The sequence below is a fragment of the Flavobacterium sp. CLA17 genome (assembly GCF_013112255.2).
Taxonomy (GTDB): domain Bacteria; phylum Bacteroidota; class Bacteroidia; order Flavobacteriales; family Flavobacteriaceae; genus Flavobacterium; species Flavobacterium circumlabens.
The window spans coordinates 4,785,540-4,798,087 of sequence record NZ_CP068294.1; the positions used below are offsets into that span (position 1 = coordinate 4,785,540).

General features: G+C 35.2%; 10 protein-coding genes. 3 read left to right on the plus strand and 7 right to left on the minus strand.

The window, feature by feature from the left end:
* Window positions 1–15 precede the first annotated feature (15 nt).
* Complete coding sequence (locus tag HAV12_RS19625; RefSeq protein WP_171571121.1) at window positions 16–399, plus strand: DUF983 domain-containing protein; 384 nt, start codon at window positions 16–18, stop codon at window positions 397–399.
* Here the strand turns inward: HAV12_RS19625 and HAV12_RS19630 are convergent.
* The 7 genes from HAV12_RS19630 to topA all read right to left on the minus strand — a co-directional run bounded on the left by HAV12_RS19630 (window position 380) and on the right by topA (window position 10,197).
* Window positions 380–1,453, minus strand: coding sequence for an FAD-binding oxidoreductase (locus HAV12_RS19630; RefSeq protein WP_171571122.1), 1,074 nt, complete (start codon window positions 1,451–1,453; stop codon window positions 380–382). The genes HAV12_RS19625 and HAV12_RS19630 overlap by 20 nt on opposite strands.
* Before the next feature lie 73 nt (window positions 1,454–1,526).
* Window positions 1,527–2,516: a gliding motility protein GldN gene (gene gldN, locus HAV12_RS19635; protein WP_171571729.1), complete on the minus strand. Its 990-nt coding sequence runs from the start codon at window positions 2,514–2,516 to the stop codon at window positions 1,527–1,529.
* A 44-nt stretch (window positions 2,517–2,560) separates the two neighbouring features.
* Window positions 2,561–4,102 carry a gliding motility protein GldM gene (gene gldM / locus HAV12_RS19640; RefSeq protein ID WP_171571123.1) on the minus strand — a complete coding sequence of 514 codons (1,542 nt, stop codon included), beginning with the start codon at window positions 4,100–4,102 and terminating at the stop codon, window positions 2,561–2,563.
* A gap of 52 nt (window positions 4,103–4,154) precedes the next feature.
* The gene (gldL, locus tag HAV12_RS19645) at window positions 4,155–4,802 is read right to left on the minus strand and encodes a gliding motility protein GldL (RefSeq protein ID WP_132037660.1); all 648 of its coding nucleotides are present in this window, start codon (window positions 4,800–4,802) and stop codon (window positions 4,155–4,157) included.
* Window positions 4,803–4,864: 62 nt separating this feature from the next.
* Window positions 4,865–6,262 (minus strand): gliding motility lipoprotein GldK, encoded by a 1,398-nt coding sequence (gene gldK / locus HAV12_RS19650; RefSeq protein WP_171571124.1) that lies wholly within the window; start codon window positions 6,260–6,262, stop codon window positions 4,865–4,867.
* A 263-nt stretch (window positions 6,263–6,525) separates the two neighbouring features.
* Complete coding sequence (locus tag HAV12_RS19655) at window positions 6,526–7,677, minus strand: formimidoylglutamase (protein WP_171571125.1); 1,152 nt, start codon at window positions 7,675–7,677, stop codon at window positions 6,526–6,528.
* Window positions 7,678–7,680: 3 nt separating this feature from the next.
* A complete protein-coding gene (gene topA / locus HAV12_RS19660; RefSeq protein WP_171571126.1) occupies window positions 7,681–10,197 on the minus strand; it encodes a type I DNA topoisomerase in 2,517 nt (838 codons plus the stop codon).
* Between the two features lie 402 nt (window positions 10,198–10,599).
* Here topA and miaB point away from each other — a divergent pair, with 402 nt between their 5' ends.
* Complete coding sequence (gene miaB, locus HAV12_RS19665; RefSeq protein ID WP_171571127.1) at window positions 10,600–12,045, plus strand: tRNA (N6-isopentenyl adenosine(37)-C2)-methylthiotransferase MiaB; 1,446 nt, start codon at window positions 10,600–10,602, stop codon at window positions 12,043–12,045.
* Window positions 12,046–12,131: 86 nt separating this feature from the next.
* Window positions 12,132–12,503, plus strand: a complete 372-nt coding sequence (locus HAV12_RS19670) for a GxxExxY protein (protein ID WP_171571128.1) — start codon at window positions 12,132–12,134, stop codon at window positions 12,501–12,503.
* Window positions 12,504–12,548 lie beyond the last annotated feature (45 nt).

The following is a 12,548-nucleotide window of genomic DNA, read 5'->3' on the forward strand; positions in this document are numbered from 1 at the left end:
TTTAATTTTTTGCAAATGTTAAAAAAAGGATCCAAACTAAATAGTATTTTAACAGGAAGTTGTCCAAAATGTCAAAATGAAAGTATGTATTCAGACAAAAATCCGCTTCATTTGACTAAAGTTCTCAAAATGAACGAAAATTGCAGCCATTGTGGATTAAAATATCAGATTGAACCTTCCTTCTTTTACGGAGCAATGTATGTGAGTTATGGATTAAATGTAGCTGTCGGAATCGCAGCTTTTATTATTTCATTTGTCTTTTTTAAAACTACAATCGAAAAATCTTTTTTAATAATAGTAATAAGTCTGATTGCACTGTTTCCATTTGTATTAAGGCTCTCCAGAAATTTATATATTAATATGTTCGTTTCATATGATCCTACGGCCGGTCAGAAATAAGGGTCTTTAAATATCTTTTATGAAATCGCTGAATGTCGATTTCAAGATCTAAAGGAATTTCGTTTTCAATCTTATCAAAAAGGGCTTTCGCCATTGCAGGTCCCAACATTACACCGCGGGTTCCTAATCCATTAAGAATATGAAGTGATTTACGCTCGTGATGTGTTCCAATTAAAGGCCTTCTGTCTTTAACAGTGGGGCGAACTCCGCCAAAATGCTTTACGATTTCGAAATCGCAAGTGATAATTTCTTTAATTCGATCAGTTAACTCCTGCTTTCCTTCCTCAGTAGGCACAGCTGTTTTATCCTGCCAATTGTAGGTAGCCCCCACTTTAAACAGATCATTACCCAGTGGTAATATAAAGACGCTTGTATTGACAATAAGATCCAGGTCTAACTCCGGAGCTTTTATTATAAATAGCTCTCCTTTTGTACCATCTAATGGCAAATAATTGAAAAACGGGTTTTTATGCAGGCCAAAACCTTCGGCAAAAATAATGTGACGCGCCTGAGTATTTTTATATTGAATTCCGTAATCAAAAAATTCTATCAACGTACTATCGAAAGACTTTTCTAACAATAGTTCATTTTCTTTTAAATATGCTGTATACTTATCTAACAACAAAGCAGTGTCGACATATCCGGTATGCAGCACTTCTCCATAATCATAAGGAGAATCAATACTATTGTATTTTTTGGTAATGAGTTTGGTAGATAAAAAGGGCGCCAGATTTTTCTTGTCTGAAGCAGCAAACCAATTATTCTGTTCCTCAACAGAGAAGAACTTTCTTAAAATCGGCAATTTAAAATTAAACTTCGTCTGCAATTTATCTTCAATCTGATTGTAAAAATCATTCATTAACACCAATTGTTCCTGTGCTTTCCAGACTTCACTAAAGCGTTTTAAAATAACAGGATTATACAAACCTCCCGCTACTCTCGATGAATTTTGAGATTTATTATCAACAACTAAAATAGTTTTATTGTTTTTAAGAGCAACTTCTGCAAAAGAAATCCCGGCCAATCCGGATCCGATAATGAGATAATCAATCATAGTAATAGGTAAAATAAAAAAACTCTTACTACAAAGGTAGTAAGAGTTTTTGTTATAATGTAAATTTAGAAACTTAGTAGTTCCACATATCCTGCTCGAAGTTACGAATCTTCTCTTTTACTCTTTCTGATTCTAACAACTGGTTCTGCGCGTTATCTTTCATGTATTCTTTGATCTCACGATCTCCGTACAAGTTTTCTTCTTTGTAGACAACAGCATTAAAACGTCTTGAGTTCAAAATCTGATCGAATGAAATTGGAAGAGCTGAATTGTTGTCATTAAAAGCTTTTGCTTCGTGCAAAGCTTCTCTTGAGTTTGGATAGAAAATCCAGAACAACTCAATATAATCCTTTTCATCACTGTTCATTGTATAAACATCCGGAGTTACAGGACAAATTCCAAGTAAACGATATTTCAATTCACTTTGACGTTTGTCAAAATACCAATATCCTTTTATTTTGTATTGTGTAACGTCTGCAGAAGTAAGATCTTGTTTCAAGATATATTCAGCAGGAACAGTTCTGGTAGCACCTACAGTTTCATCAACATAAGTTACGACTTTCTTTTTACCAGTACCGGTAACCACTTTTTTCTTCACAACGTGAGTTTTGTAGTCGTCCGGGTATTGGTTAATTAATTCTCTACCTGCATCTGTTGTATCGATACGTGATAATGATCCCTGGATGTCTTTCAAAGATTTTTTAGTATTGAAATAACTATCAGAATAAACTTCAGTTATTTTGCCATTTTTCATAGCTTTCGTCAAAACATCATAAAGAGAACGTCTGTCAGAACCAATATTAGCTGTGTCTACTGGAAAGTACAATGGAAAATTGATTTTTTCATTCAAATCAATGATCTCCCAAGTAGTTTTTCCCATCAATACATCTCTATCATCCACATAACCATAAGCCAAAGGTTTATCATTATCTGAGATAAGCTGTGCAGGAGTTTTAAGTCCTATCTGTTCTGGTGTTTTTGCATTAAGCAAATTCGATTGCGCATTAGAAGCAAAACCTCCGGCGATAGAAACAATAGCTATTAAAAAATTTCTTACTTTCATCATGATATCATTATAAGATATTGAACGTAGTTTTACCTACTTTATTATTGTATTTCGTAAATTACCGGAGCAGTTCTTGGTAATAAGTAACTACCAGCTCCGACAAGTTTAGTTTTAATTTCAGAAATAGTAACCTGATCTCCTTTACCTGCTCTTGAAAGTATTTGTTTACATTGTGCATTTAATCTGTTACCAGTAACTACAACAGTAGGCTGTCCGGTAACTTTAAGGTTAAATCCAACAACGTCTAAACCAACTTCAAAGTCAAAATCAAGTAATTTAGCACCAATTGTAGCAATTTCTAAGTTAGATTTTGGTCCTTTAACAACACCCATCTCACCTCTAATTGTTCCTGTTGGTCCAGGAATACCTTTAATTCTGAACGTTTTCTTATCTGTAACTTTATCTCCGTTTGGTAAAGTACCAGTTACAGAAATAGTAGCTTCAGTACCCTGACCCGGGCTCATGTTATATTTACCTGGTTTACCAGCAGAAGCTAATCCCGGAGCACTTGCAACAATTTTGTTAGCATCAACACCAGCAAATGAAACAGAGATTGGGTTAACAACTCCTCTGTAAACAACATTCATTTTATCAGCAGAGATTGTAGCAGAGTTTGGTCTTGGTACAACAACATACTTTCCAGCAAATTTAAGAGGGATGTTTTTTCCATCTTCAAGGAATGTAAATTGACCATTAATGTCCTGCTCTCCAACACCACCTGCAGTTAATGAGATAACTGCTTGTCCGTTTACGATTTGCCCCGGACCTTGGAATGAAGTTGGTTTTGTGTTTTCGTCATAACGACCTAAAACTACTTTACCAGTTACTTTTTCTCCTTGGAAATAAGCATTTTTATCTAAAACAACAATTGCCTGATAATTACTGTAAGATGCAGCAGCAACAGCCGCTTTTCCTAAAGCACTGTTATAAACATCAGCTTCAACTTTTTTAACGTCATTCTGCCAAGCTGAAAGTTTAGCAGCCGATGCAATTGCAGGGAAACCTTTAAAATGATATGATAAGTATTTTTCTTTTATACCTTCTTTGTTTTTAACTTCAGAAACATCAAATTTTTTCTCAACTTCAGCGATAATACCAGCGTATTTTTTATCTGTTCCTAAAGCTGCTTTAATGTCTGACTTGTATTTTTCAATTTTAGAAATGATTTCGTTACCTTTTTTAGTGTAACCGTCGCCTGTGAACCAGTCATCGATATTATCACCTCTGTCCATAGACTCGTAAGGTAATTTTCCGGTTTCTTTATCTACTTCAAATCCTTTAATAGACTGTGCTTTTAAAGTTGCGATGTAATCATAAAATTCCTTTGAAATTGTTTCAACTTTATGAGCAGTTACTGCAGCAATAGCGAATTCTCCTTTTGCTTCAGCAGCTTTTTGATCTAATGCCGTCAATAATGAAGTGTTTGTTTCATTTGAAGAAGTATTTGCACTTTCAAACTTTTCATTCATCAGACCAAAAGCAGAAATTACTTCTTTTGATACGTTCATTGCTAACATTGCGATGAAAACCAGATACATTAGGTTAATCATCTTCTGTCTAGGGGTTAATTTTCCTCCTGCCATTTTTTTCTAATTAGTTCTTATTAATAATTTTAATATAATAGTTAAAAACTAATTATCCTTTGTTACTCATTGCAGAAAGCATACCACCGTAAACATTGTTCAAAGAAGCAATGTTTGCAGTCATTGATTGCATTTGTTCTTTTAATTTAGATGCATTATCAGCAATTTCTTTGTTAGCGTCAGCATTTCTTGCAGCGCTTTCCAATTGTACTTTGTACAAGCTGTTTAATGATTCCATTTGAGCAGCAGCCATTGATAATTCTTCGCTGTATTTTTTAGTAGAAGCGATAGAATCTACAGTAGGAGCAATTCCTTTAGCAGCTGATTCGAAATTTTTAATACTGTTTCCTAAACTTGACATTAATTCTCCGTCAATTTTAGCTTCTTTTAACATTACGTCTAACTTTTGAGACAATAATCCTTGAGCATCAGAAGGGGTTTCTTTTTTGTCAGCTTTTGTTCTGGCTTGACCGTTAGCTAATTCAGGGTACACAAGAGTCCAGTCCAACTCTTCATCAACAGGTTCAAAAGCAGAAAGAGCAAAAATTAATGCCTCAGTTAATAATCCCACTGAAAGCATAACTGTACCTGTTAGAGGTCCAAGTTCAAAGTGCGTAATTTTGAATAATGCTCCAACGATTACCACTGCCGCTCCCATACCATAAGCGAAATTCATTGCTTTTTTACTTAATAATGCCATAATACTTTTTTTTAGGTTTTAATTTGAAATAGATTTGATTTGGTTATTGAATTTATTATAATTTACTTTTTTCTGTTTCCGGTTACCTGAGTTCCCATGTAATCTTGTACAGTTCTGAAACCGATATAACTTCTTGCTGAATCCGCATATTCGTGATCACGAGTACTAACCTGAAGGAAATAAGCAACATCTTTCCAGGATCCTCCACGAACTACTTTTCTTTGATTGTTTCCATCAATTACGTTTGGATTCATTGTTGAAACATATTCGTAAGCATTTGGATTATAAGCTGAATCTGTCCATTCTGAAACGTTACCAGCCATGTTGTACAAACCATAACCGTTTACCTCGTAAGATTTTGCTTCAACTGTGTACAAAGCCTCATCTGCAGCATAATCTCCTCTGCTTGGTTTGAAGTTTGCAAGGAAACATCCTCTGTCACTCTTAGTGTAAGGACCTCCCCAAGGGTAAGTAGCTGATTCCAGACCTCCTCTTGCAGCATACTCCCATTCTGCCTCTGTTGGCAATCTGAAAGCATTTACTAAGTCACGTCCTTTTTTCTTAGATTTAATATAACTGTTTTTATTTAAAGTTCTCCAGGCACAAAATGCTTTTGCCTGTTTCCAGGTAACACCAACTACAGGATACTCTCCGTAAGCTTTATGCCAGAAATAGTCATTATGCATTGGCTCATTATAAGAGTAAGCGAAATCTTTAATCCAAACTGTTGTGTCAGGATAAACACTAACTTGCTCCGTTTTAACGAAATCTTTTCTTTTTCCAACTTTAGCTTTTGCAGCAGCCTGAATATCCATCCAGGAATAACGGAATTTCAATTTATTTACATCAATTGTTCTTAAACCATTATATGATTCTTCAATTGGCAAATACATAGAATCCATTACTTCCGTATAATACTCATCCGGATATGCTTTAGTATCTTTGATTAACTTTACTTTTTTGTTTAATTTTCTTCCTGCATAAGGATCATCTGCAGTACCTACACTATAATAGTTATCATACATGTATTTGTCATACGCAGTCATTTTTTCAGGATCTGAATCGTTAAATGCATAATCAGCAATACTACCTGCTTTTTTACCTTTAGCGTCACCTGCTCCTTTTTGCCCTGTCTCATCAGCTAAAATAGCCAGACGAACTCTCATTGTAGAATCTTTTACCCATTCCACAAATTGACGATACTCGCTGTTTGTAATTTCAGTTTCGTCCATATAAAAGGAACGTACCGTTACTGTTTTAGTTGGAGCATCTTCTACATTAGCCAAATCAGCATCTGATTTACCCATAATAAAAGATCCACCTGGAACCAATGTCATTCCATAAGGTTTTTCAGGATGCCATTTTCCTCCTGTAACACCAACTAACTCACCTTTATCACCTGATTTTCCACAGCCAATAACTAGGGTTAACATTGCTGCAAATGCAATAAACTTCTTCATATAAATTTGGGATTATCTATTCATTATTATAAGTCCGTAAACGTATTTATTATTTAGCTAAAAAACAATACTACTCACGTAATTTATTTCACCGTTCAAAAATAATGTTAAATAAAATAAAAAAAAAATATTTTGTCGATAAACTAACTTAAAAAATCGACGTAAAACGTTAAATTTTATAATATATACTTCTTTTCTTACTAATATTTTTTAACTTTTTTTTAATAATTTTGAAAAATTCTGATTTCTGTTAAAATTTCCTTCTACAAAGCATTTTTTCGCTGCGCTTTCCACCATCTTTCCGGTAGCTCTTGGTTACAAGCGAGCAAATATTCGTCGTAAGAACATGGTAATAACGTATTTCTTTTCAGTTTATTATGGCCGTTAGATTCGTAAGGAATTTCTATCCACCAACGATCTGTCTTGTCACTTTTATAAAAAATTAATTCTTCCTCTTCTAAAGGAACAATATATTTTAAATAATTGGCTCTGCTTCCAAATGGATATTCTTTGGAACGATAATGATACCCCTCGATAAAATACCAGACGATCTGAGCAATAATACCTGATTCCTGTACGGTACTATTATGATTAAATATTCCAAATGAGGAAACTTTATCACTGATACCGGCATATCTCGCCAGAGAACAAATCTCTTTCCCATTAAAACCATTCGGTTCAAAGGAAACATTATTTCCTGAATCTGAAGACTTTACCGAATTCAAATCAATACTAACCAAATCGGCATCTCTGAAAACCGGTTCCGCCAGTGCAATTTTATTCGAAATCTCTCCTAAACGGTAGGCATCAAAAAACAGCTTTTCAATTAAATCAATCTCTTCCTGAGAATTGTAATAGGTCTGATAACCAATATTACAATAGTTAAACAGGTTATTAGGTTCGTCAATTATGATTTTTGTCAGATAGGAATTAGCCGAAACCAGTTCATTTTCTTTACCAAAATCAAATTTATTATCTACCGAAACCATGTTTACCATCTGCTCTAAATCATCATAGGCACGATACAAAGCATAGGTCAGATCCTGTGAACCTCCCAGAACTATCGGAATCACTTTATTCTTAATCAAAGCAGCTGTTACTTTCTTAAGCGCAAAATAAGTATCCTCTACTGAATCTCCTGCAAGTATATCTCCCAAATCGGCAATTGACGCATCCCAGTTACCGGGGAACATACCGTAAAATTTCTTTCGGACCGCATTCAGATTTACTTCATTGAAACCATCTGTATTGCGTCGATCCTCTAAAACTCCAACAATTGCGATCGTAATTTTACTAATATCAGGAAACTGGTCCTGTGTATGAAAAACAACTTTACTGCCCAATTCCTGAGAAGACAACAAACTAATGAATTTTAAAATTCCATCATTAACTGGTTCTAGAAAATCAAATTCCATTTTTTATTTCTTTTTAGCAGCTGTTTTTTTAGCTGGGGCTTTTTTAGTTGTTGTTGCTTTTTTCGCTGGTGTTTTCTTAGCCGGTGTTTTTTTGGCGATCATTTCCTGAACTTCTTCCAATGTCAGCTTTGTAGCATCAACATCTTTACTCAGTTCAATTTTGATTTTACCTTTTGTAATCACCGAGCGGCCCCAACGTGCTTTTTCAACCAAAATCCCTTCATCCTCCCAATTATGGAGTACTTTATCTATATTTTTCTGCAATTTATCCTCAATCAGTTCTTCAACATCAGATTGGGATAAATTATCAAAATTGTATTTTTTACTTACGTTTACAAAAAGGCCGTTCCATTTGATGAATGGACCAAAACGCCCCACACCTTTCTGAACTCCCTCTCCTTTATAAACAGCGATTGGCGCATCTGCAAGCGCTTTTTCGTCAATCAGTTCCTGCGCTCTTTCTTTAGAGACACCCAAAGGATCTTCTCCTTTTGGCAAAGAAATAAAAGCACTTCCGTGACGTATATAAGGGCCGTAACGACCATTACTTACCTCTACGTCCTCTCCTTTATATTCCCCTAAGCTCTTCGGCAATAAAAACAAATTAAGTGCATCTTCTAAGGTGATGTTTCCAATATTCTGATCCGACATTAAGCTGGCGAATTTTTTATCTTCATCATCTGCTTCTCCAATTTGAGCCATTGGCCCGAATTTTCCTAAACGAACAGAAACCTGTCTTCCGTCAGCATCCTTCCCTAAAATTCTTTCACCGCTTTCGCGTTCCGCATTAGCCTCAACTTCTTTTACATTCGGGTGGAATTTATCGTAGAATTCCTGCATCATGGTTGCCCAGTCAATATTTCCTTCCGCAATTTCATCAAAATCCTGTTCTACTTTTGCCGTAAAATTATAATCAAGGATGTTTCCGAAATTCTTAACAAGGAAATCTGTAACGATAGTACCGATATCCGTTGGAACCAATTTTCCTTTATCAGAACCTGTATTTTCTTTTAACAGCTTTTCTCCAACTTTACTATTTTGCAAAGTAAGTTGCGTATAGTTACGTTCCTGACCTTCAAGAGTTCCTTTTTCAACATAATTTCTGTTGATGATAGTCGAAATAGTTGGTGCATACGTAGACGGACGGCCAATTCCTAATTCTTCTAACTTTTTTACCAGCGAAGCTTCTGTATAACGTGCCGGTGGTCTTGAATATCTTTCGGTAGCCGTAATATAATTATTGGCTAATTTTTCATTTACTTTTAAGGCCGGAAGCATACCTTCCTGCTCTTCCTCATCATCATCATGTCCTTCTAAGTATACTTTTAAGAAACCTTCAAAAAGTAAAACTTCTCCGGAAGCTGTAAAGATTTCACCGTGATTATTAGCTTCAATTTTTACGTTTGTTCTTTCCAGTTGTGCATCACTCATTTGAGATGCCAGTGTTCTTTTCCAGATCAAATCGTACAAACGTGCCTGATCACGATCAATATTTACAGTGTGACGAGACATGTCTGTCGGACGAATTGCTTCGTGAGCCTCTTGTGCCCCTTTACTTTTAGTAGCAAAAGTTCGGGGCTTAGAGAATTCTTTTCCGTATGATTTTATAATTTCAGCTTCTGCAGCATCCATAGCATCTTTAGAAAGGTTTACACTATCCGTTCTCATATAAGTGATAAGTCCGGCTTCATATAAACGTTGTGCTAACTGCATCGTGATTCCAACGGGCAAATACAATTTTCTGGCCGCTTCCTGTTGCAAAGTCGACGTAGTAAAAGGTGCTGTTGGAGATTTTTTGGTAGGCTTGGTTTCTAAATCCGCTACCTTATATATAGAACCGATATTTTGTGTTAAGAAATCTTCGGCCTCTTTTTTAGTCGTAAAGTTTTTTGGTAATTTGGCTTTGAATGCTTTTCCGGCTTCATTAACAAATTCTGCCACAACGGAATAACTCGCAACTGCATTAAAATTCTGAATTTCACGTTCTCTTTCCACAATTAAACGAACAGAAACAGATTGCACACGGCCAGCAGACAAACCGCCTTTAATCTTTCTCCATAAAACAGGTGATAATTCATAACCCACTAAACGGTCTAAAACACGACGCGCCTGTTGGGCATTTACCAAATTATAATCGATTTCTCTTGGATTTTCGATTGCTTTAAGAATGGCACTTTTCGTGATTTCGTGAAAAACAATTCTTTTGGTTTTTTTAGTATCCAGTTTTAATTCTTCCGCAAGATGCCATGAAATAGCTTCCCCCTCGCGGTCCTCATCACTTGCCAGCCAAACCATTTCGGCATTTTTAGATAGTGCTTTCAGTTTACTTACCAGGGCTTTTTTATCCGGAGAAACTTCATATTTAGGTTTAAATCCATTCTCTACATCTACTCCTATTTCTTTTGACGGTAAATCGGCTATGTGTCCATAACTTGACTCAACCTGAAAATCACTTCCTAGAAACTTCTCTATCGTTTTCGCCTTTGCAGGTGATTCCACTATTACTAAATTCTTTGCCATTGTTCTATATTTCTGCAACAAAAGTATCTATTTTTTTTAAATATCAACCTTGCTTATGCATTTTTGAAGTATTTTGATAATATGTTTCTAAAAATTACAGATTTATCTGTAAAGCTGTCGATAATATATATAGGTATAACCTTTAAAGGTTTATACTCCGGAAATGTGCTTTTTTTAACACTTAAAATCCCATAACCTAAATTACATCTTCACTTTAGAAGCACAGAATAAGAACAAACATTGAAAAAAAAAGAAACCTTTTCCCGACAAATCTTAAACCTGAACTCTAAAATTACCTGTATTAAAAATCTATCAACATTTCTGAAAACATTGTTAATTCTTTATCTGACATCTTGTCATCTTTATAGGTTTTGCGTTATCTTTGCACTTTGAAATTACGCAATGGAAAAGATTATTGAAGAAAGTAAGCAAGGTGAAAATCTTGTTTTAGAAAATAAACCTGAGAATACTAAAAAGCTTTTTATAGAAAGTTACGGCTGTGCGATGAATTTTTCGGACAGTGAAGTCGTAGCTTCCATTTTATACGAAGGCGGCTACAATACAACTTCAGTTTTAGAAGAAGCCGATCTGGTGCTCGTTAATACCTGTTCAATCCGCGATAAGGCTGAACAAACCATTCGTAAGCGTCTGGAGAAATATAATGCCGTAAAACGTATTAATCCGAAAATGAAAGTGGGCGTTTTGGGCTGTATGGCCGAACGTCTGAAAAGTCAGTTTCTCGAGGAAGAAAAAATAGTCGATCTTGTGGTAGGGCCTGATGCGTACAAAGATTTACCCAATTTACTGGCGGAAGTTGAAGAAGGCCGCGACGCAATTAATGTAATTTTATCGAAAGAAGAAACGTACGGTGATATTTCGCCAGTTCGTTTAATGAGCAATGGAATTACAGCTTTGGTTTCCATCACCCGTGGTTGCGATAATATGTGTACGTTCTGCGTTGTACCTTTTACACGTGGTCGTGAACGCAGCCGTGAGCCACAAAGTATCATGAAGGAAATTCAGGATTTATGGGACAAAGGTTTTAAGGAAATCACGCTTTTAGGACAAAACGTTGACAGTTACCTTTGGTACGGAGGCGGCCTGAAAAAAGATTTTGTAAATGCTTCCGACATGCAAAAAGCAACTGCTGTTGATTTCGATCAGTTACTAGAAATGGTTGCTGTTGGTTTTCCTAAAATGCGCATCCGATTTTCGACTTCTAATCCGCAGGATATGCACGAAAGCATCTTGCATGTTATTGCAAAATACCCGAATATCTGTAAACATATACACTTACCTGTTCAATCCGGAAGTAACCGAATTTTAAAAGAAATGAATCGTCTGCACACTCGTGAAGAATATATGACGTTGATTGACAAAATCAGATCTATTATTCCGAATGCATCGATTTCACAAGATATGATTGCCGGCTTCCCTACAGAAACAGAGCAGGATCACCAGGATACCATGAGCCTGATGGAATACGTAAAATATAATTTCGGTTATATGTATTCCTATTCGGAACGTCCCGGAACTTTGGCCGGAAGAAAAATGGAAGATGATGTTCCGGAAGAAACCAAAGCCAGAAGATTGCAGGAAATTGTAGACTTACAACAAAAACATGCCTGGTTCAGAAGCGAAGAGTTTGTGGGTCAGACGGTTGAAGTTTTAGTCGAGAAAGTTTCTAAAAAATCAACAGAGGAATTCTCAGGAAGAAATTCCCAAAGTATTACGGTCGTTTTTCCAAAAGAGAATTATAAAATTGGTGATTTCGTAAATGTAAAAATCACAAGCTGCACCAGTGGAACCTTAAAAGGAGAAGCTGTTGGGCTGAGTAGTATGAATTAATATTTTTTTTTGCCACAGATTATAAGATTAAAATTATTTTGTATTATTTTTCTTATTTTTAAAAACTGTGGTAAATAAATTAAATTATGCAATATTATAAAGAGAATGAAACATATAAGATTATCGGAATTTGCATGGAAGTGCACCGAAATCTTGGAGCTGGATTACTAGAAATAGTTTACAAAGACGCTTTAGAAATAGAATTTAAAGAAAATAATATTCTTTTTGAAAGGGAAAAAGAATATTCAATTGAGTATAAAGGCAAAATTTTGCCTCATAAATTTTATGCTGATTTTATTATTAATGAAGATATTGTTTTAGAGGTTAAGGCAATAAAAGAATTTTCAAGCGAACATATTGCTCAGATTTTAAATTATATAAAATTATCTAATTCAGAAGTAGGATTGCTTGTCAACTTTCAGACAAAATCCCTTCAATATAAAAGATATATTTTATAAAATATTTAAAAAAATCTGTGCTTATCATTTTAATCTGTGGCAAAA

Coding starts and splice junctions, on each gene's coding strand:
- gldL (WP_132037660.1), bottom strand. CDS start 4,802: ATGGCATTATTAAGTAAAAAAGCAATGAATTTCGCTTATGGTATGGGA.
- gldK (WP_171571124.1), bottom strand. CDS start 6,262: ATGAAGAAGTTTATTGCATTTGCAGCAATGTTAACCCTAGTTATTGGC.
- HAV12_RS19625 (WP_171571121.1), top strand. CDS start 16: ATGTTAAAAAAAGGATCCAAACTAAATAGTATTTTAACAGGAAGTTGT.
- miaB (WP_171571127.1), top strand. CDS start 10,600: ATGGAAAAGATTATTGAAGAAAGTAAGCAAGGTGAAAATCTTGTTTTA.
- topA (WP_171571126.1), bottom strand. CDS start 10,197: ATGGCAAAGAATTTAGTAATAGTGGAATCACCTGCAAAGGCGAAAACG.
- gldM (WP_171571123.1), bottom strand. CDS start 4,102: ATGGCAGGAGGAAAATTAACCCCTAGACAGAAGATGATTAACCTAATG.
- HAV12_RS19670 (WP_171571128.1), top strand. CDS start 12,132: ATGCAATATTATAAAGAGAATGAAACATATAAGATTATCGGAATTTGC.
- HAV12_RS19630 (WP_171571122.1), bottom strand. CDS start 1,453: ATGATTGATTATCTCATTATCGGATCCGGATTGGCCGGGATTTCTTTT.
- gldN (WP_171571729.1), bottom strand. CDS start 2,516: ATGAAAGTAAGAAATTTTTTAATAGCTATTGTTTCTATCGCCGGAGGT.
- HAV12_RS19655 (WP_171571125.1), bottom strand. CDS start 7,677: ATGGAATTTGATTTTCTAGAACCAGTTAATGATGGAATTTTAAAATTC.